The organism is Micromonospora sp. C95 (genome assembly GCF_018070465.1).
Lineage (GTDB): Bacteria > Actinomycetota > Actinomycetes > Mycobacteriales > Micromonosporaceae > Micromonospora.
Window position 1 is genome coordinate 289,721 of sequence record NZ_JAGPXT010000004.1, and the last position, 19,964, is coordinate 309,684.

A 19,964-nucleotide genomic window follows, 5' to 3' on the forward strand; every position below is an offset into this window, starting at 1 on the left:
CGGGCGGTAAACCGATGCGCGGTCACGTGCCGGCCGGCGACCGCGGTGGCAGCACCGGCTCGTCCGTGTCCTCCCGGCCGGACTGCAGCCGCCGGCCCCGCTGCAGTTCGGCGTTGATCTGGACACCGAGCATCAACGCGGAATTGGACAGGTAGAGCCAGACCAGGAACGCGATCACCGCCCCGAGACTGCCGTACGTCGTGTTGTACGAGCCGAAGTTGGCCACGTACAGCCCGAAGCCGAAGGAGCCGAGCGCCCAGGTGGTCAGGGCCACCACCCCGCCCAGGGTGAGCCAGCGGAAGCGGGGCTGGCGCACATTTGGCGCGACCCAGAACAGTAGGGACATCAACAGCATCGCGATCAACGCCAGCGCCGGCCACTTGGCCACCGCCCAGGCGGTACGGGCGGCCGCGCCGGCGCCCACCAGGTCACCTACCGCATCGGCCACCGGGCCGCTGACGATCAGACCGGCGGCCACGGTGGCCAGCAGCACCAGCGACAGGGCAGCCAGCCCGAGCTGCGTCGGACGCAGCCGCCACACGGGCCGTCCCTCGACCACGCCGTAGATCGCGTTCGAGGCCCGGGTGAAAGAGGCGATGAAGTTCGAGGCCGACCAGAGCGCACCGAGCAGACCGAAGCTGAGCAACACCCCGGCGGAGCTGTTCTGGTCCACCACCTCGCGGACCACGCCGACGAAGCTCTCGTTCGCCACCACCGAGCCGGCACCCATGTCCCGGGCCAGATCGAGGACCGTGTCGACGGTGCGTTCACCGTCGGAGACCAGACCGACCAGAGCCACCACCACGACGGTGGAGGGAAACAGCGCCAGCACCCCGTAGTAGGTGAGGGCAGCCGCCCAGTCCGTGCAGTTGTCCCGCAGGTAGTTGCGTCCCGCCCGGACCAGCACGCCACGCCAGGTCGGCCAGCGGAGCTGGCGGATACCCGGCAGCAGCGGCACCGGCGGATCGGTCGACGGGGCGTCGGGGTTCGTCGTCGTCATCACCGCTCCCTGGGCGCTGCGGGCACGTGGTTGGCCCCGCCGGTACCCGGCCCGGTCCGGCGGCAAACGCCGCCGGCGTTTGCCGCCGCGTCACCGGGGTACGCCAGTCCGAATCGCCGGTGGCCGGCCGGGCGCGGTGTCCGGGTGCAGGCGCCTACCAGTGGCCGCCGCCGGGTGCCTGGATGTGCACCGCCTTGGTGGCGGTGAACTCGTCGAGCAGTTCCGGCCCGTAGCCGAAGCCCTGGCCGCTGGCCCGGCGCGGGTGGGCGGCACCGGCGGGCGCGCCGCCGAAGACCGCGTTCACCTTCACGGTGCCCACCGGCAGCTCCCGCCAGGCGCGCTGGGCGTGGCTCATCGACCCGGTCAGTACGGTCGCCGCCAACCCGTACGGTGAGTCGGCCGCGCACCGCAGCGCCTCGGAGAACGAGTCGACCACCACGACCGGGGCCACCGGGCCGAACGTCTCCTCCCGGATCAACGCCAGGTCGTGCCGGCAACGGTCGATCACGGTCGCCGGGTAGAAGGCACCCGGTCCCTCCGGCAGGGTGCCGCCGACCCGCAGCCGGGCACCGTCGGCCACCGCCGCGATCACCTGCCCGTGCACCTGATCGCGATGGCGCCGGTCGACAAGCGGACCGAGCTGGGTCTGCGGGTCCCGCCCCGGTCCGACGTGCAGCGCGGCGGCCCGCTCGACGAGCGCGGCGACGAAGTCCTCGGCGACGTCGCGATGGGCGTAGATCCGCTCCACCGCGACGCAGATCTGACCCGCGTTGGCGAACGCACCCAGGGCGGCCTCACCGGCGGCCCAGTTCGGGTCGACGTCGGCGTCGACGATCAGCGGGTCGCTGCCGCCGTTCTCCAGCAGCACCTTGGCGCCGGTGCCGGCCGCGGCCGTGGCGATCGCCCGGCCGGTGGCACTGGATCCCACGTGCGCCACCATGTCCACCTCGGCGGCTGCCAACGCCGCGCCGGTGGTCGGGCCGCCGATGAGCAGCGACAGCACCCCCGCCGGCAGGGCGGTGTCGAACGCGCGGGCCAGCAGCCACCCGGTGGCCGGCGTGCGTTCGCTGGGCTTGTGCAGCACCACGTTCCCGGTGACCAGGGCCGCACCGAGCAGCCCGCAGGACACGGCTACCGGGTCGTTCCACGGTGTGATGGCAGCCACCACGCCGCGCGGCTGCGGCGTCATGAAGTCGATCGCGGCGGGATCGCCGTGCAGGGTACGGCCGCCCCGGGCCGGCGCGAGTTCGGCGTACTGCCGCAGGGTGGCGATGCCCGCCTCGACGCCGCCCCGGGCGTCCGCGAGCGGCTTGCCCATCTCCGCGGTCGTCGCCCGAGCCAGGTCGTCGGCGGCCTCGGTGACCGCGTCGGCGATCCGGTGCAGCGCCGCGGCCCGCTCCGCCGGGGAGGTCGACGCCCACTCCGGCGCCACCCCCCGCGCCGCCGCCACCGCCTTGTCGACCTCGTCGGCCGTGGCGACCGGGGCGCTGGTCACCGGGCGGCCGTCGGCCGGATCGTGCACCGTCAACTCGCCGGCCTCCCCGCCGGCACCCCACACCCCACCGATGAGCTGCGTGACCGTGTACATGGCGCGCTGCATGCCCGGGCCCGGCCGCGGCAAACGTTTCGCCCGGCGAGCCCGGGGTAGCGTCCTCGGATGACCTCGCCAGGTTCCGCCGGTGCCGAGCGGGCCGACGCCGTCATCGTCGGTGCCGGACACAACGGCCTGGTCGCCGCCAACCTGTTGGCGGACGCGGGTTGGGACGTGCTGGTGCTGGAGGCGACCGGGGTACCCGGCGGGGCGGTCCGCTCGGCCGAGGTGACCGCACCCGGCTACCTCAGCGACCTGTTCAGCTCGTTCTACCCGCTCGGCTACGCCTCGCCGGTGCTGCGCGGGCTCGACCTGACCCGGTACGGGCTCACCTGGCGGCACGCCCCCGACGTGCTGGCCCACCTGTTCGGCGACGACCGGGCTGCCGTGCTCAACCGCGACCCCGACGTCACGGCGGCGTCGTTGGAGACCTTCGCCCCCGGCGACGGCGAGCGCTGGCTGACCGCGTACGCGCAGTGGCGGCAGATCGCCGAACCGATGCTGGAGCTGATCACCACTCCGTTCCCGCCGGTCCGCGGCGGCCTCGGCCTGCTGCGCCGGCTGCGGGTCGGTGGCGCGCTGCGGCTGGCCCGGCGGCTGGTGCTGCCGGTGAACCGGCTCGGCGAGGAACTGTTCGCCGGTGCCGGTGGGCCGGCGTTGCTCGCCGGTTGCGCCCTGCACACCGACCTGTCCACCGAGGAGGCCGGCTCCGGCGTCTACGGCTGGCTGCTCGCCATGCTCGGCCAGCAGGTCGGCTGGCCGGTCCCGGAAGGCGGCGCACAGAAGATCACCGACGCGCTGGTGGCCCGGTTGACCGAGCGGGGCGGCCGGATTCTCTACGGCGCCCGGGTGGACCGGGTCCTGGTCGCCCGGGGGCGGGCGGTGGGCGTACGCACCGTCGGTGGCACCAACTGGCGGGCCCGTCGGGCCGTGCTCGCCGACGTGCCCGCGCCCGCCCTGTACCTGGATCTGGTCGGCCCGGCCGTGCTGCCCCCGCGACTGGTGGCCGACCTGGAACACTTCCGCTGGGACGGCTCCACCCTGAAGGTGGACTGGGCGCTGTCCGCCCCGGTGCCCTGGACGAACCGCAGCCTGTCCACCGTGGGCACGGTGCACCTGGGGGCGGATCTCGGCGGGCTGACCGGCTACGCCGCCAGGCTGGCCCGGGGCGAGCTGCCACCGGATCCGTTCCTGCTGGTGGGGCAGATGTCGGTGGCGGACCCGAGTCACTCGCCGCCGGGCACCGAGTCGCTCTGGTCGTACACCCACCTGCCGTTTCGCCGGCACTGGCGGGCCGACGACATCATGTCCCACGTCGAGCGGATGGAGACGGTGCTGGAAACCGCCGCCCCAGGGTTCCGCAGCCTGGTGGTGGGCCGGCACGTGGCCGGCCCCGCCGAGCTGGAGGAGGCCGACCCGAGCCTGGTCGGCGGTGCGTTGGGCGGCGGCACCGCCGCCCCCTACCAGCAGCTGTTCCTGCGGCCGGTGCCCGGACTCGGTCGCGCCGACACCCCGGTGGACCGGCTCTTCCTGGCCAGCGCGTCGGCACACCCCGGCGGCGGGGTGCACGGCGCACCCGGCGCGAACGCCGCCCGCGCCGCCCTGGCCCGGGACCGAACTCTCACCGGCGGGTGGTACCACCGGGCGGTCGCCACCGCGAACCGGGCCGTCTACGCATGACCGCCGGGCCTACCGGTCAGGGCTCGATGTTGCGGTGCCGGGTACGCAGCTTGAACGGCATCAGGGCGCTCTCGATCTTGGTTGCGGTGGTCATCTTCGAGGCGCCGTCGCGCCGCTCCTCGAACCGGATCGGCACCTCCAGGATGGTGTGCCCCAGCTTGGTGGCCAGGTAGTGCATCTCGACCTGGAAGCTGTAGCCGTTGGACTGCACCCGCTCCAGTCCGATGTCGCGCAGCGCGTCGGCCCGCCAGATCTTGAAACCGGCGGTGAGGTCGCGGATCCGCACCCGTAGCAGCGTGTGCACGTACAGGTTCGCCCAACCGCTGAGCGCCCGCCGGTACAGCGGCCAGTTCTCGTCCAGTTCGCCGCCGGGCACGTAGCGCGAGCCGATGACCACGCCGGCCTGAGTGGACAGCAGCGCGCCGAGCATGCCCGGCAACGCCTCCGGCGGGTGGGACAGGTCGGCGTCCATCTGGGCCACGTACTCGGCGCCGCCGTCGAGGGCCCGGCCGATCCCGTCCACGTACGCCCGGCCCAGACCCTCCTTGCCCGGCCGGTGCACGACCTGCACCCGTTCCGGATGCTCGATGGCGAGCTTGTCCGCGACCTCACCGGTACCGTCGGGAGAGTTGTCGTCGGCGACCAGCACCTTCAGGCCGGGCAGTGGCAGCGCGAGGAGCCGCTCGACAAGCGTCGGCAGGTTGCCCGCCTCGTTGTAGGTCGGGACCACGACGGTCAGGCGGACGTCCCGCCACGGCGAGGGCAACTGGACGGGTTCGATCATGGGGGACATCCTCGGTATGCGGACAGCGTTCCCCGTGAGCGTAGCCACTTGTCCCTTCCGGGGTGAAATGGCTCCCCGGTGCCGTGCCCCCGCGGTCAGTCCGGCGCCACCGCCGCTCGGTACCCCGCCCGTGGCCTCGGCCACCGGGCCACCGGGTTAGCTTCTCAGGGACCGCGGGTAAGGCCAACCGCGGGCGGCCGTGCGGGTGTCGCCGGTGCGCGGTCCGTTCAGCCGCGTCCCCGGTGACGTTTACTCACCGGGGCGCAGGGAACCCGCCGCCCGTGCGACAGGACCATGGGGAGCCGGATCAGCGCAGGTCAGCGGGGATGCTGGCCGAGCCCGGTCGACCCGTGTGCGGTCCGTCGCTGTTCGACGCGGTCCTGCTGGACCGCGACGGCACCCTGGTCGAGGACGTGCCGTACAACTCGGATCCGGACAAGGTGCGTCCGGTGCCGGGGGCCCGGGTGGCGCTGGACCGGCTGCGGGCGGCCGGGCTGAAGCTCGCCGTGGTGACCAACCAGTCCGGGCTGGCCCGGGGACTGTTCACCGAGCGGCAGTTGCACCGGGTGCACCGCCGGATCGAGGCCCTGCTCGGCCCGTTCGACTCCTGGCAGGTGTGTCCGCACGACGATGGGGACGGCTGCGCGTGTCGCAAGCCGATGCCGGGTCTGGTGCACGCCGCAGCCCGGGCGCTGGGGACCGTGCCGACCCGCTGCGCCCTGATCGGTGACATCGGTCGGGACGTCACGGCGGCGCTGGCCGCCGGGGCGACCGGCATCCTGGTCCCGACGCCGGTGACCCGGGCCGAGGAGGTGGCGGCGGCCCCATGGGTGGCCGCCGACCTGCCCTCGGCCGTCGCGGAGATCCTTCGACGCCAGACCTCGCTGAGCCCGGCGAAGCCGGGGGCGGGCAGCCGGGCCGTCGCCACAGGTGTCCGGCGGTCGGCACCGGGGCGCCCGGGTGCCGGCCGCACCGTACTTGTGGTGCGGTCGGATTCGGCGGGGGACGTGCTGGTGACCGGACCGGGCATCCGGGCGGTCGCCGCCGGCGCCGAGCGGGTGGTGCTGCTCTGTGGGCCCCGGGGCCGGGCCGCCGCCGATCTGCTGCCCGGCGTCGACGAGGTGGTCGAGCATCGGCTGCCCTGGATCGACCCGGCCCCCGCTCCGGTGGACCCGCAGGAGATGGCGGTTCTGGTCACCCGGCTGGCGGCGGTGGCCGCCGACGAGGCCGTCATCTTCACCTCGTTCCACCAGTCGCCGCTGCCCCTGGCCCTGCTGCTACGGATGGCCGGGGTGGCCCGGATCGCGGCCGTCAGCGACGACTACCCGGGCAGCCTGCTGGACGTGCGGCACCGGGTGCCGGTCGGCGTGCCGGAGGCCGAGCGGGCCCTCTCGCTGGCCGCCGCCGCCGGTTACGCGCTCGGCGAGGGCGACCAACCGCACCTGCGACTGCGCCCGGTCCCGCCGCCGCCACCCGAGGCCGGCGAACCGGGCTACGTGGTGCTGCATCCCGGCTCGGCGGCACCGGCCCGGGGTTGCCCGCCCGAGGTGGCCGAGCGGATCGCCGACGAGCTGAGCGCCGCCGGGTACCGGGTGGTGGTCACCGGCGGTCCACCCGAGCGGGCCCTCACCGCGCGGGTCGCCGGACGGCACGGCCGGGACCTCGGTGGCCGGACCGGCCTGGCCGAGTTGGCCGGGATCGTGGCCGGGGCCGGCGCGGTGGTGGTCGGCAACACCGGGCCGGCGCACCTGGCCGCCGCGTACGGCGTGCCGGTGGTCAGTCTCTTCGCCCCCACCGTCCCCTTCGGGCAGTGGGGGCCGTGGCGGGTGCCGACGGTACGCCTCGGCGACGCCACCGCCGCCTGCCGCGACACCCGGGCCGCCCGGTGTCCGGTGCCCGGGCACCCCTGCCTGAGCGACATCGAGCCGGGTGCCGTGCGCGAGGCGTTGCGGCTGCTGGGCGTAGCGCCGGACCGGGTGCCGGCCGGTCCGGCCGGGCCCCGGGCGGCACCCGAGGTGGCCACGGTCGGTGGGGGCGGCCGATGAACATCCTGCTCTGGCACGTGCACGGTTCGTGGACCACCTCGTTCGTGCACGGCAAGCACCGCTACCTGATCCCGGCCACGCCGGACCGGGGGCCGTACGGGCTGGGTCGCGCCCGGACGTACACCTGGCCGGAGAGCGCCGCGGAGGTGAGCCCGGAGCAGTTGCGCCGCGCGGACGTCGACGTGGTGATCCTGCAACGTCCCGAGGAGATCGACCTGGCCGAGCAGTGGCTGGGCCGCCGGCCCGGCCGGGACCTGCCGGCCGTCTACGTGGAGCACAACACGCCGAAGGACGGCCAGGTCCCCGACAGCCGTCACCCGTTGGCCGACCGGGACGACCTGCTCATCGCCCACGTGACCGCGTTCAACGAGCTGTTCTGGGACACCGGCACCACCCGCACCACGGTCGTCGACCACGGGATCGTGGCGCCGACGGCGGCCTGGACCGGCGAACTGGACCGGCTCGCCGTCGTGATCAACGAACCGGTACGCCGCTGGCGGGTCACCGGCACCGACCTGCTGGCGCGCTTCGCCGAGATCGCCCCACTCGACGTCTTCGGCATGAAGGTGGCCGGCCTGGCCGAGCACCTCGGTCTGCCGGCCGACCGGTTGACCAGCCACGACGACGTGCCGCAGCACCGGATGCACGCCGAGTTGGCGCGCCGTCGGGCGTACCTGCACCTGTGCCGGTGGACGTCGCTGGGGTTGAGCCTGATCGAGGCGATGGCGATGGGCATGCCGGTGGTGGCGCTGGCCACCACCGAGGCGGTGATGGCGGTGCCACCGGCCGCCGGTGCCCTCTCCACCCGGGTCGACACGCTGCTGGAGGCCGCCAGCCGGTTCGTCGCCGAACCGCAGCGGGCGCGCGTGGCCGGCGCCGAGGCGCGCGCCGCCGCTGGTGAACGTTACGGCCTCGACCGTTTCCTCGCCGACTGGGACCGGCTGCTGGAGGAGGAAGTATGCGGATAGCGATGATCTCGGAGCACGCCAGCCCGCTCGCCATCCTGGGCGGCGAGGACGCCGGCGGCCAGAACACCCACGTCGCGGAGCTTTCCGCCGCACTCACCGCCGCCGGGCACGACGTGCGGGTCTACACCCGCCGTGACGCGGTCGACCTGCCGGTGACGGTACGCAGTCCGGACGGCTACGACGTGGTGCACGTGCCGGCCGGGCCGGCCGAGCCGGTGGCGAAGGACGCGCTGCTGCCGCACATGCGCGCGTTCGGTGCCTGGCTCGTCGACCGCTGGCGGGGCGGGGAATGGGCGCCCGAGGTGATCCACGCACACTTCTGGATGAGTGGGCTGGCCGCGCTGGAGGCCGGCCGGCAGACCGGGGTGCCGGTGGTGCAGACCTACCACGCGCTCGGCGCGGTGAAGCGTCGTCACCAGGGCGTGCAGGACACCAGCCCGGCCCGGCGGATCGGCTACGAGCGTCAGCTGGGCCGTTCGGTGGACCGGGTCGTCGCACAGTGCCGCGACGAGGTCGGTGAGCTGGTCCGGATGGGGGTGCCCCGGTCGGCGATGACCGTCATCCCGTCCGGGGTCAACCTGGCCACGTTCGCCCCGCTGGGGCCGGCCGCCGAGCGGGAGTCCGGGCGACCCCGGATCCTCACCGTGGGCCGGTTGGTGGAACGCAAGGGCTTCCAGACGGTGGTACGGGCGATGGCGCACGTACCCGAGGCCGAGTGTGTGGTGGTCGGTGGCCCGCCGGCCGGTCTGCTGGAGACCGACCCGTACGCCCGGCGGCTGCGGGCGCTCGCCGGCAGTTGCGGCGTCGCCGACCAGGTCCGCCTGGTGGGCGCGGTGCCTCGGGAGGAGATGGGCCGCTGGTACCGCTCGGCGGACATCCTGGTCGCCGCGCCCTGGTACGAGCCGTTCGGGCTGACTCCGCTGGAGGCGATGGCGTGCGGGGTGCCGGTGGTGGCCACCGCCGTCGGCGGCCTGCGGGACACGGTGGTCGACGGCGTGACCGGGGACCTGGTGCCGGCGCGGGATCCACGCGCGCTGGGTGAGGCGCTGCGGGCGCTGCTCGACGACCGGATCCGCCGGTTCGCGTACGCGGGCGCGGCGCGGGCCCGGGCCCGCCGGCACTACTCGTGGGCGGTCACCGCCCAGCGCCTCGCCGAGGTCTACCACGAGGTGGCCGCGGTGCACCGACCGACCCGGGTGGTGGCCCGATGAGCCTGCTCGACGCGCACCTGGCCCACCTGACGGCGGCGCTGCCGCCGTTCCGGCGCTGCGAGCCGCTGCTCGCCCGGTGGGGTGCGGTGCTGGCCCGGCGGCTCGCCGACGGCGGTCGGCTGCTCGTCGCCGGCAACGGTGGCAGTGCCGCCGAGGCGCAACACCTGACCGCCGAGCTGGTCGGCAAGCTGCGTGACGACCGTCAGCCGCTGTCCGCAATAGCGCTGCACGCCGAGACGTCGGCGTTGACCGCGATCGGCAACGACTACGGCTACGAGGAGGTCTTCGCCCGGCAGGTCCGGGCCCACGGCCGGTCCGACGACGTGCTGCTGCTGCTGTCCACCAGCGGCGGCAGCGGCAACCTGCTCGCCGCCGCGCGGGCCGGTCGGGAGGCGGGCCTGCGCTGCTGGGCGTTCACCGGGAAAGTGCCGAACCCGCTCGCCGAGGTGTGTCACGAGGTGCTCGCGGTGGACTCGCCGGACACCCAGGTGGTGCAGGAGCTGCACCTGGTCTCCAGCCACCTGCTCTGCGAGTACGTCGAGCAGGCGATGGCGGACCAGCTGACACCGGCAGCGCCAGCGGCCGGTGCGGTGCGGGCCGGTGTCGAGGTGGTGCTGGACGGCAGTGCCGCCCGGCCGGTGCAGGCGTGAGGAGGCAAGCGTGACGGGACCCGTGGTGGTGGTCGGCGACACCCTGCTCGACCGCGACGTCGAGGGCGTGGTCAACCGGCTCTGTCCGGACTCGCCGGTGCCGGTGCTCGACGAGATCGCGCACGTGGACCGGCCCGGCGGCGCCGGGCTCTCCGCCGTCTTCGCCGCCGCACAGGGTGCCGAGGTGGTGTTGGTGACCGCGCTGGCCGACGATGCCGGCGGGGCCCGGCTGAGCGTGCTGCTCGCCGCCGCCGGGGTGCAGGTGTATCCGTTGCGACTGGCTGGTGCGACGCCGGAGAAGATCCGGCTGCGGTCCGGGGGCCGGGTGCTGCTGCGCCATGACCGGGGCGGCGGGGTGGGAGAGCTGGGGGAGCCGGGCGAGGCGGTGCTGCGCCTGTTGGACCGGGCGTCGGTGGTGCTGGTCAGCGACTACGGCCGCGCGGTGGCCCGGCAGCCGGCGCTGCGGGCGGCCCTGACCTCGATCCGCGCCCCGCTGGTCTGGGATCCACACCCCCGTGGGCCCGCCGCGGTACCCGGGGCGAACCTGGTCACCCCGAACGAGGCGGAGGTGCGGGAGCTGATGGAGGCACCGGTCGGCGTCACCCGGTTGGCCACCGCCGCCGAGGGTGCGCAGCGGCTGCGGCAGCGGTGGCGGGCGGGGGCGGTCGCGGTGACGCTCGGTGCCGACGGCGCGTTGCTCAGCCACGCCGGGTCGACTCCGCTGATGGTGCCGGCCCCGGTGGCCGCCGAGGGGGACACCTGCGGGGCGGGCGACCGGTTCGCCGTCGCGGCCGGCCTCGCCCTGGCCCGTGGCGCGTTGGTCTCCGAGGCGGTGCAGGAGGCGGTGGCGGAGGCCTCGGCGTACGTGGCGGACGGCGGGGTGGCGGCGGCGCTGCCCGCGCGGGTGCGGCGCGCCCCGCAGGCGGTGCACGCCGCGGTGGCCGGTGACCGGATCGGGGTGGCCGCGTCCGCCGCCGTGGTCGCCCGGGTCCGTGCCGCCGGCGGCACGGTCGTCGCCACCGGCGGCTGCTTCGACCTGCTGCACGCCGGTCACGTCGCGACGTTGCAGGCCGCCCGTCAGCTCGGCGACTGCCTGATCGTGTGCCTCAATTCCGACGCCAGCGTCACCGGCCTCAAGGGGCCGGACCGGCCGGTGATGCGCCAGGATGACCGAAGTCGGCTGTTGGCCGCGTTGAGCTGCGTCGACGCGGTGATGATCTTCGACGAGCCGACACCGGTGGCGGCGCTGTCCTGGCTGCGCCCGGACGTCTGGGTGAAGGGTGGTGACTACGCCACCGGCGGCGGTGACGGCGACGACCTGCCGGAGGCGGAGATCCTGCGTCGCTGGGGCGGTCACCCGGTGGTGGTGCCCTACCTGGACGGACGCTCCACCACCGAGATGATCGCGACGGCCACCCGAACGGAGGTGGTCCGGTGAGCGGGAGGAGTGAGCCGGTGTTGCGAGCCCCGCAGTCGCGAACGAGGTTTGTCCGGTGAGCGCGCCCGCCACCGGGCGGACGGTGCTGGTCACGGGCGGCTCCAGTGGACTGGGCGCGGCCGTGGTGGCGGCGGTGGCCGCCGCCGGCGGTCGACCGCTGGTGCTGGACCGGCAGGCGCCGGCGGACGGGGTGCCCTGGGTGGAGTGCGACCTGGCCGACGGTCGCGGCGCCGAGCGGGCCACCCGCGAGCTGGCCGAACGGGTCGGCGGGCTGGACGCGGTGGTCACCGCCGCCGGCATCGACGTGCCCGGTCGGCTCGCCGACGTGCCCGGTGAGACCTGGGACCGGATCGTCGCCGTCGACCTGCTGGCCACCGCCGCGGTGATCCGGGCCGCGCTGCCGTTCCTGACCGCGTCCCGGGGCACCGTCGTGACGGTGGCCTCCACCCTCGGCGTCAAGGCGGTCAGCGACGCGACGGCCTACTGCGCGGCGAAGTTCGGGGTGGTCGGGTTCACCCGGGCGCTCGCCGCCGAACTGGCCGGCACGGTCGGCGTCACACTGCTCATCCCGGGCGGCATGCGGACGGCCTTCTTCGACGAGCGCGACCCGCAGTACCGGCCGGGGGCGGACGCCATCCTCAACGATCCGGCCGACACCGCCGCGGCCATCATGTTCGCCCTGTCCCAGCCGGCCGGCTGCGCGATCCGCGAGCTGGTGGTCTGTGCCGATCAGGAGACGTCGTACCCGTGATCCTGGCGCTGCGTGCCCTCGGCGTCGGTGACCTCGCCACAGCGGTCCCGGCGTTGCGGGCGTTGCGGGCGGCGTACCCGGACCAGCCACTGGTGCTCGCCGCGCCGGCCTGGCTGGGGCCGCTTGTGGAGCTGGTCGGCGGGGTGGACCGGCTGCTGCCCACCGACGGCCTGGACCGGCTGGCCCGGCCCGTCGAGCGGGTGGCGGTGGCGGTCAACCTGCACGGCCGGGGTCCGCGGTCGCACCGGCTGCTGGCCGCCGCCCGTCCCGGCCGGCTGCTCGCCTTCGCCAACGCCGAGGCACCGCACAGCGACGGGCCGGAATGGGACGACGGCGAGCACGAGGTGCGGCGCTGGTGCCGGCTGCTGTGGGCTTATGACATTCCGGCCGACCCGACTGACCTGGAGCTGCGTCGGCCGGTGCCGGGGGTGGCGGCCGACGGCCTCACGGTGCTGCATCCGGGCTCGAAGGAGCCGGCCAAGCGGTGGCCGGCTGCCCGCTATGCGGCCCTGGCCCGCGAACTCGCCGGGCGGGGGCACCGGGTGGTGCTCACCGGCAGCGCGTCGGAGCGGGATCTGGTCGCCCGTACCGCGTACCGGGCCGGGTTGCCCGCCACGGCGGTGCTGGCCGGTCGGACGGACCTGGCCCAACTCGCCGCGCTGATCGCCGGGGCGCGCCTGGTGGTCAGCGCGGACACCGGGGTGGCGCATCTGGCCACCGGCTACCGCACTCCGTCGGTGGTGCTGTTCGGTCCGGTTCCACCGGCGCGCTGGGGGCCGCCGCCGGAGCGCCGACGGCACCGGGCGCTGTGGGCCGGCGCGCGGGCCTGGCCGGAGTGGGACGGGACAGGTGACCATCCCACGATGGTCGCCCTCGGCGTGGACGAGGTGCTGGCCGCCGTCGACGAGGTGGAGCGGGCGGTGCGGGTAGACCGTGCGGTTGCGGCGTAGCGATCCGGGTCGGCCGGGATATCGGCGGCGTCGGCGGGGCCGGGGCTGGTCGTTCGTCGACCCGCGCGGCGGGCCGGTGGACGACCCCGACGAGTTGGCCCGGCTGCACGCACTTGTCATCCCGCCGGCCTGGCGGGACGTGTGGATCTCGCCGTATCCGAACGGGCACATCCAGGCGATCGGGGTCGACGCGGCCGGCCGTAAACAGTACCTCTACCACCCGCTGTGGCGGCAGCGGCAGGACGAGGCGAAGTTCGACCACGTGCTGGAGGTGGCGGGCCGGCTGCCGCTGCTGCGCGAGCGGGTCGACCAGGACCTGACGGTACGCGGGCTGCGCCGCGAGCGGGTGCTGGCGACGGTGACCCGGCTGCTCGACATGGGCGCCTTCCGGGTCGGCAGCGACCAGTACGCCTCGGGCGAGGATCCGACGTTCGGGGTGGCGACCCTGCGCCCCGAGCACGCCCGGCTGCGCCAGGGTTGTGTGCTGTTCGAGTTCCCGGCTAAGGGTGGCATCGAGCAGGTCCGACTGATCTCCGACCCGCAGTTGTGCCGGGTGCTCACCGACCTGCGTCGGCGGCGGCGGGCGGCCGAGCGGTTGTTCGGCTACTGGGACGGCCGGCAGTGGCGGGACGTACGCGCCGACGAGGTGAACGACTATCTCCGCAAGGCCAGCGGTGGCGAGATGACCGCGAAGGATTTTCGCACCTGGCACGCGACGGTACGGGCGGCGACAGAGTTGGCCGCACTGGCCTCCGCCCGCTCGGTCACCGCTCGGCGTCGGGCGGTGGCGGCGGTGATGCGACAGGTGGCGGAGCTGCTCGGCAACACGCCGACGGTGGCTCGGGCCTCGTACGTGGACCCGAGGGTGGTGGACCTGTTCCACGACGGGGTGGTCGCTCCGGTGACCGGGGAGACCTCGCCGGAGCAGGCCGAGCGGGCGGTGCTGACCCTGCTGGCGCGGGCCTGACCGGGTGGCTCAACCACCGTCGGGCGGACCGGAGCCGGACGGGTCGGTGGCCCGGGTCTCGATCATGGCTGCCACGCCGTCGAGGATCCGGCCCAGCCCGAACCGCCATTCGAGGTCGACGTCGTCGTCGTACTCGCCGTCCTCGCTCAGCAGCTCGTGGATCGCCGGGTAGGGGCCGGGGGCGGTGAGCACGGCGAGGTGCTGCCAGTAGCGCAGGCCCACCTCTTCGGGGGTCCGCCCGGTCCGGGCGGCGGCCTCGGCGATGTCGGCGGTGAGCGTGGCCCAGCTGCGGGCGTACCCGCTGACCAGCATGATCGCGGCGATCCGCTCGCTGGCGCGCAACCCGGTGCCGCGCAGTGCCGCCAGCCCGTACTCCAGCCAGCGCACCTGGTTCGGGTTGATCGGTGGTCCGCTGATCGGCACGTGTCGCATCCAGGGCTGCCGGCGCAGCGCGGCGACGTTTCCCTCACCCCATCGGGCCAGCGCCGGCCGCCAGCCTTCAGCTGCGCCACGGGGGTGCGGTGGCGGGCCGAACGCGGTGTCCACCATCAGGTCGAGCAGGTCGTGCTTGGTCGGCACGTACCGGTACAGCGACATCGTCGCCACGCCGAGTTCGCCTGCCACCCGGCTCATCGACACCGCCGCCAGCCCTTCGGCCTGGGCGATCTGGATGCCGGCGGCGACCACCTGGTCGAGACTGAGGCTGCGCTTCGGGCCACGGCTCGGGCGGTCCCGCAGCCCCCAGGCGAGCGCGACGTTCTCGGGCAGCTCGACGTCTTCGCCCACTCCACCTCCCAGGCCAGCGTTGACCGCAAGCATAACTTCTGCGTATGGTCTACGCATAAGAGCGTATGCAATACGCAGATTAGGGAGGGTGCTCATGGTGCACGGACCACCAGCGGTCGAGCTGGTCGACCTGCGCAAGTCCTTCGGGAACCTCGTCGTGCTCGACGGGCTGACCCTGCGGGTGCCCACCGGCGGGGTGCATGCCCTGCTCGGCCAGAACGGGGCCGGCAAGACCACCACCGTGCGTATCCTGGCGACGCTCACCCGGCCGGATTCGGGTACCGCCCGGGTCGCCGGCCACGACGTGGTGCGCAAGCGGCGACCGGTACGTAGGGCGATCAGCCTCGCCGGTCAGCACGCGGCGCTCGACGACGGGCAGACCGGCCTGGAGAACCTGACCATGCTGGCCCGCCTCGCCGGGTCGCGCGCCTCGGCGGCCCGCGCCCGCGCCGCCGCCCTGTTGGACCGTTTCGACCTGACCGACGCCGCCGAGCGGCGGGTGGTGACGTACTCCGGCGGGATGCGGCGTCGCCTCGACCTGGCGGCCAGCCTGGTCGGTGCCCCGTCGGTGATCTTCCTGGACGAGCCGACCACCGGTCTCGACCCGCGCAGCCGGCAGGGGCTGTGGGAGGTGATCGGCGAGTTGGCCGGTGCCGGGGTGACGGTGCTGCTCACCACGCAGTACCTGGAGGAGGCCGACCGCCTGGCTGACCGGATCATGGTGCTGCACGGCGGTCGGCTCGCCGCCGAGGGGACGGCGGTCGAGCTGAAACGGCGTTTCGGTGCCCAGCGGTTGGAGCTGACCTGGCGCGACGCCGCCGGGCTCGCCGAGGCGGCCCGGCGGTTGGGCGATCGGGTCACCCACCACGAGTCGGCCCGGCTCACGTTGTCGGTGGCCACCGACGGCAGCGCTCCCCAGGTACGTGGCCTGCTCGACGAGGTCGATCCGGACCGGCACGGGGTGGTCCGGTTCACCGTCCGGGAGGCGACCCTCGACGACGTCTTCTTCACCCTCACCGGCCGGCCGGTGAACCCCGAGCGGGAGGTGGCCGGTGTCTGAGCTGACCGTCCGGCCGATGCACGCCGCCGTGATGATCGGCCGCTGCGTCCGGCTGTCCCGGCGCAACGTCGACGCGCTGCTCACCTCGCTGCTGCTGCCGGTGATCCTGATGCTGCTCTTCGTCTACCTCTTCGGCGGGGCGATCGACACCGGCTCGGCGTACGTGACCTACGTGGTGCCCGGGGTGCTGCTGCTCTGTGCCGGTTTCGGGGCGGCCGGCACAGCCGTCAGCGTCACCACCGACCTGACCAACGGCATGATCGAACGGCTCCGCACGATGGACGTGGGCGCCACCTCGATCCTCGCCGGGCACGTGGTGGCGAGCGTGGCCCGCAACACGGTCTCCACGGTGCTGGTGCTGGGGGTGGCCGTGGCCATCGGGTTCCGGCCGGCCGTCGCGCCGCTGCGCTGGTTGGCCGCCGCCGGGGTGCTGCTGCTGTTCCTGCTGGCGGTGTCCTGGCTGTCGGCGGCGTTCGGCCTGTTGGCCCGGACCCCGGAGGCGGCCAACGGTTACACCTTCCTGGTGATGTTCCTGCCGTACCCGAGCAGTGCCTTCGTGCCGGTCGAGACTATGCCCAGCTGGCTGCGGGGCTTCGCCGAGCACCAGCCGGTCACCCCGGTCATCGAGTCCCTACGCGGCCTGCTCCTGAACACCCCGGTCGGCACGGCACCCACCCGGGCGGCCGCCTGGTGCCTCGCCCTACTGGCCCTCGCCGTGCTCCTCTCCGCCCTCCTATTCCCCCGCCGAATCGCCTGACCCGCCCACCCCCACCTCGTTGATCATGAGGTTAGCGGCACTGGCGGAGATCAAGACCGCCGCCAACCTCATGATCAACAGGGCGAAAAAGGGGGGTGAGGCCCGGGGGAGGGGTCAGTCGTTGAGGACCTGGGCCAGGCGGTCGCGGAAGCGGCGCTCGGAGGGGCTGACCTCGGTGCCACCGAGGCCGAGTACGCCGCCGGTGCTGGCCGCGCCGACCACCTGCTCGGCGATCGCCACCAGCCAGTGCCGGTACGCGCCCGCCTCGCCCTCGTCCACCTTGGCCGCCAGCAGCGCCGACGCCTCCTTGGCCCGGCCCAGCACGTCCTCGGCGTAGCCGCGCGGGTCCGCGGGCTCGATGACCGGCATCTCCTCGCCGGCCTCCGGGTCGCCGACCCGGGTGACGATCTCGCCGGCCACCGCGGCCACCAGCGGACTGGCCGACTCCCGCCCGCCGGAGATGGTCTCCAAGCCGGCGGCGCCCTCGGTCATCGTCGCCTTGGTGCCGTCGGACTCGGCGGCGCTCGCCGCGGTGAGCACCGACTGTGGCAGGCCGACCAGCAGCCCCCACTCCTCGTCGGAGAAACCGAAACCGGTGTACGCCGGTTCTTCGATCACGACCCGCCCCTCCCGCTCGTCGTTCACGTCCTCGTCAGCCCGTACCGCCGGCGGCGGTGCGGCTCAGGTTAGTCCAGGGTCAGCAGACCCTGTTCGGACACCACGCTGACCGACAGCGTCTTGTACCCGACCTCGTCGAACAGCACCGTCATCCGACCCTCCTCGTAGCTGAGCACCAGGCCGGAGCCCCACTCGGCGTGCCGCACCTGGCTGTGCACCGGGAACGGACCCACCGAACCGTCGTCGGGCACGCTGGTGCCGGCGTGGCAGTTGTCGCAGTGCCCGCAGATCTCGGTCATCTGCTCGCCGAAGTAGGCCAGCAACGTCTGGCCCCGGCAGGCGTTGGTCTCGGCGAAGGCCCGCATCATGTCGGTACGCGACCGGGTCAGGCTCTGCTGCCGCTCCGCCTCGGCCACCGCGGCCGCCGCCGCGTCGACCGGAGTGGGGGCGTAACGGGGTGCGCCGACCCGCTGTCCCGCCGCCTGCTGGGCGGCGCCGACCTGCTCCAGCAGGGCGAGGTACTGCCCGAGCTTGCGCGGGCCGAGCCCGGTCATCTCGCGCAGCTCCTTGCGGGTGGTCGGCTCCTTGCGCAGCAACGCGGCCAGATCACGCAGCTCCGTGGCGTCGGGCAGGCCACCGCTGAAGTAGCGTTGCAGCCCGACGTCCTCGGCCTGCCAGAGCAGCAGCACCCGGGCGGGCTGACCGTCGCGGCCGGCCCGGCCGATCTCCTGGAAGTAGCTGTCCGGCGAGTCGGGCAGTGCCATGTGCACCACCCAGGCGATGTTGGGCTTGTCGATGCCCATGCCGAAGGCCGAGGTCGCCACCATGATCGGCACCTGGTCGGCGAGGAACGCCTCGTGCAGCCGGGCCCGGGCGTTGGCCGGCATCCCGCCGTGGTAGTACTGCGCGGGATAGCCCGCGTCGGTCAGCCGGGCGGACAGTTCCTCGGCGGCGCGACGGGTGGGCACGTAGATGATGCCGGGCCGCTCGTCGTCGCGCAGCAGGGCGATCAGCCGCCGCCACCGGTAGTCCTCGGTGGGGCAGTGCGCCACCTCGAAGAAGAGGTTGGGCCGGTCCAGGCCGGACACCACGATCTCGGGCTTGCGCAGCCGCAGCCGATCGACGATGTCGTCGCGTACCGGCGGGGAGGCGGTGGCGGTGAGCGCCACCACCGGTGGCCGGCCGATGCCCTCGATGAGTTGCCCGAGGGCCAGGTAGTCCGGGCGGAAGTCGTGGCCCCAGGCGGAGATGCAGTGCGCCTCGTCGATCGCGACGAGCGCCGGCTTCAACGCGCGCACCTCGGCCAGCCGCTCGGGGTTGGCCAGTTGCTCCGGGGTGATGAAGAGGAACTCGGCCCGCCCCTCGCGGATCTCGACGATTGCCTCGGCCTGCTGGGCCGCGGTCTCGTCCGAACTGATCCGGACCGCGCGCAGTTCCGCCCGCTGCCGCTCGTTGAGCGCGGCGATCTGGTCCTGCTGGAGCGCCAGCAGCGGTGAGATCACCACGGTCGGTCCGGGGATCAGGCTGGCCGGGATCTGGTAGATCGCCGACTTGCCGGCGCCGGTGGGCAGCACCACCAGGGCGTCGCGGCGGCGCATCACGGCCCGCATCGCGGCCAACTGGTTGGGCCGCAGGGCGGTCCAACCGAACAGGCTGCGCGCGGCGCGACGCAGCGACATCGAGTGCGTGGTCAGCTTCATCGAAGGCCGCAGGTACCCGGGCGGCTCCACGCCGAAACCCGGGTTGATCAACGCAGCCGGGGCAGCACCTCGCGCTGGTACAGGTCGAGCAGCCCCGGCCAGTTCGGCCCGGTGTTGGCGACGTAGACCTCGTCGAACCCGGCCTTCGCGTACGCCTCGATCTTCGCCAGGTGGGCGTCGGCATCGCTGCCGCAGACGAACGCCTCGCGCATCGCCGCCGGATCCACGAGCGTGGCGGCCTGCTCGAAGTGCCGGGGCGAGGGCAGCACCTGGAGCAGCTCACCGGGAATCGCCTCGGTCGGCCAGCGCTCGTACGCCAGTCGCATGCCCTCCTCGACCGTCGGCGCGTACGCGGCCTTGAAACCGGCCTGGCAGGGCTTGTCGCCCCCACCGTTGTCCCGGAACCGGCGCACCAGGTCGGCGTCGGGCATGGTGTTGACGAAACCGTCGCCGATCCGGGCGGCCAGGTCCACCGCCTTGGGCCCGAACGCGGAGACGTAGACCGGCGGGGGAGTCTCCGGCAGCGTGTAGATCCGGGCGTGCTCCACCTGGTAGTGCCGGCCGTGGTGGTTGACGAAGCCGCCGCGCCACAGCTTGCGCATCACCTCGACCGCCTCCTCGAGCATCTCCAGCCGGACGCCGGCCGGCGGCCACGCACCGCCGAGGATGTGCTCGTTGAGCGCCTCGCCGGAGCCCACCCCGAGGACGAACCGGCCGGCGTGCAGCACCGAGGTGGTCGCCGCGGCCTGGGCGAGCACCGCCGGGTGGATGCGTACGGTCGGGCAGGTGACGGCGGTGGTGACGGGCAGCCGGCAGACCTGGCTCAGCGCGCCGAGCATCGACCAGACGAAGGGGCTCTGCCCCTGGGCGTCGATCCAGGGGTGGTAGTGATCGGAGATCCACAGCGCTCCGAAGCCCGCCCGCTCGGCGGCCCGGGCCTGGTCGAGCAGTTCGGCCGGCGGGTACTCCTCGGTGGACAGGAAATATCCGATCTTCATCTTCACTCCC

General features: G+C 73.9%; 18 protein-coding genes. 11 read left to right on the plus strand and 7 right to left on the minus strand.

Annotated features, from left to right (window positions below; genetic code table 11):
• Positions 1-22 precede the first annotated feature (22 nt).
• On the minus strand, positions 23-1,000 hold the full coding sequence (locus KBX00_RS07530) for a YihY/virulence factor BrkB family protein (protein ID WP_210824622.1): 978 nt from the start codon (positions 998-1,000) through the stop codon (positions 23-25).
• Between the two features lie 154 nt (positions 1,001-1,154).
• Entirely contained in the window at positions 1,155-2,588 is a 1,434-nt protein-coding gene (locus KBX00_RS07535) for an aldehyde dehydrogenase (RefSeq protein ID WP_210824624.1), read from the minus strand.
• Positions 2,589-2,657: 69 nt separating this feature from the next.
• Between KBX00_RS07535 and KBX00_RS07540 the strand changes: the two genes are divergently transcribed.
• Positions 2,658-4,271 (plus strand): NAD(P)/FAD-dependent oxidoreductase, encoded by a 1,614-nt coding sequence (locus KBX00_RS07540; protein WP_210824626.1) that lies wholly within the window; start codon positions 2,658-2,660, stop codon positions 4,269-4,271.
• A 16-nt stretch (positions 4,272-4,287) separates the two neighbouring features.
• Here the strand turns inward: KBX00_RS07540 and KBX00_RS07545 are convergent, their stop codons facing one another.
• Complete coding sequence (locus KBX00_RS07545) at positions 4,288-5,055, minus strand: polyprenol monophosphomannose synthase (RefSeq protein WP_210824628.1); 768 nt, start codon at positions 5,053-5,055, stop codon at positions 4,288-4,290.
• A gap of 326 nt (positions 5,056-5,381) precedes the next feature.
• Between KBX00_RS07545 and KBX00_RS07550 the strand changes: the two genes are divergently transcribed.
• From KBX00_RS07550 to KBX00_RS07585, 8 genes are read left to right on the plus strand one after another with little or no spacing between them, the layout of a single operon-like run.
• Positions 5,382-7,100 carry an HAD-IIIA family hydrolase gene (locus KBX00_RS07550; RefSeq protein WP_210824630.1) on the plus strand — a complete coding sequence of 573 codons (1,719 nt, stop codon included), beginning with the start codon at positions 5,382-5,384 and terminating at the stop codon, positions 7,098-7,100.
• On the plus strand, positions 7,097-8,068 hold the full coding sequence (locus KBX00_RS07555) for a glycosyltransferase (RefSeq protein ID WP_210824631.1): 972 nt from the start codon (positions 7,097-7,099) through the stop codon (positions 8,066-8,068). The genes KBX00_RS07550 and KBX00_RS07555 overlap by 4 nt, the downstream gene beginning before the upstream one ends.
• Positions 8,059-9,279 (plus strand): glycosyltransferase, encoded by a 1,221-nt coding sequence (locus tag KBX00_RS07560; RefSeq protein WP_210824633.1) that lies wholly within the window; start codon positions 8,059-8,061, stop codon positions 9,277-9,279. The genes KBX00_RS07555 and KBX00_RS07560 overlap by 10 nt, the downstream gene beginning before the upstream one ends.
• A complete protein-coding gene (locus KBX00_RS07565; RefSeq protein ID WP_210824634.1) occupies positions 9,276-9,929 on the plus strand; it encodes an SIS domain-containing protein in 654 nt (217 codons plus the stop codon). Before KBX00_RS07560 ends, KBX00_RS07565 begins: the two co-directional genes overlap by 4 nt.
• A 10-nt stretch (positions 9,930-9,939) precedes the next feature.
• Positions 9,940-11,367: a PfkB family carbohydrate kinase gene (locus tag KBX00_RS07570; RefSeq protein ID WP_210824636.1), complete on the plus strand. Its 1,428-nt coding sequence runs from the start codon at positions 9,940-9,942 to the stop codon at positions 11,365-11,367.
• 55 nt (positions 11,368-11,422) lie between these two features.
• On the plus strand, positions 11,423-12,118 hold the full coding sequence (locus KBX00_RS07575) for an SDR family oxidoreductase (protein WP_210824637.1): 696 nt from the start codon (positions 11,423-11,425) through the stop codon (positions 12,116-12,118).
• Positions 12,115-13,068, plus strand: coding sequence for a glycosyltransferase family 9 protein (locus KBX00_RS07580; RefSeq protein WP_210824639.1), 954 nt, complete (start codon positions 12,115-12,117; stop codon positions 13,066-13,068). The genes KBX00_RS07575 and KBX00_RS07580 overlap by 4 nt, the downstream gene beginning before the upstream one ends.
• Complete coding sequence (locus KBX00_RS07585) at positions 13,052-14,035, plus strand: DNA topoisomerase IB (protein WP_210824641.1); 984 nt, start codon at positions 13,052-13,054, stop codon at positions 14,033-14,035. The genes KBX00_RS07580 and KBX00_RS07585 overlap by 17 nt, the downstream gene beginning before the upstream one ends.
• Before the next feature lie 9 nt (positions 14,036-14,044).
• On the opposite strand, the gene KBX00_RS07590 is transcribed toward KBX00_RS07585, so the two are convergent.
• Positions 14,045-14,821 (minus strand): TetR/AcrR family transcriptional regulator, encoded by a 777-nt coding sequence (locus tag KBX00_RS07590; protein ID WP_307868238.1) that lies wholly within the window; start codon positions 14,819-14,821, stop codon positions 14,045-14,047.
• Between the two features lie 94 nt (positions 14,822-14,915).
• Between KBX00_RS07590 and KBX00_RS07595 the strand changes: the two genes are divergently transcribed.
• Both KBX00_RS07595 and KBX00_RS07600 read left to right on the plus strand, forming a co-directional pair.
• A complete protein-coding gene (locus KBX00_RS07595) occupies positions 14,916-15,881 on the plus strand; it encodes an ATP-binding cassette domain-containing protein (protein ID WP_210824646.1) in 966 nt (321 codons plus the stop codon).
• A complete protein-coding gene (locus tag KBX00_RS07600) occupies positions 15,874-16,638 on the plus strand; it encodes an ABC transporter permease (RefSeq protein ID WP_307868240.1) in 765 nt (254 codons plus the stop codon). Before KBX00_RS07595 ends, KBX00_RS07600 begins: the two co-directional genes overlap by 8 nt.
• A gap of 114 nt (positions 16,639-16,752) precedes the next feature.
• Here the strand turns inward: KBX00_RS07600 and KBX00_RS07605 are convergent, their stop codons facing one another.
• The 3 genes from KBX00_RS07605 to KBX00_RS07615 all read right to left on the minus strand — a co-directional run bounded on the left by KBX00_RS07605 (position 16,753) and on the right by KBX00_RS07615 (position 19,954).
• On the minus strand, positions 16,753-17,256 hold the full coding sequence (locus tag KBX00_RS07605) for a hypothetical protein (RefSeq protein WP_210824785.1): 504 nt from the start codon (positions 17,254-17,256) through the stop codon (positions 16,753-16,755).
• A 68-nt stretch (positions 17,257-17,324) separates the two neighbouring features.
• Positions 17,325-18,956: an ATP-dependent DNA helicase RecQ gene (locus KBX00_RS07610; RefSeq protein WP_210824787.1), complete on the minus strand. Its 1,632-nt coding sequence runs from the start codon at positions 18,954-18,956 to the stop codon at positions 17,325-17,327.
• A 47-nt stretch (positions 18,957-19,003) separates the two neighbouring features.
• Complete coding sequence (locus tag KBX00_RS07615) at positions 19,004-19,954, minus strand: TIGR03557 family F420-dependent LLM class oxidoreductase (protein ID WP_210824648.1); 951 nt, start codon at positions 19,952-19,954, stop codon at positions 19,004-19,006.
• Between the last annotated feature and the right edge of the window lie 10 nt (positions 19,955-19,964).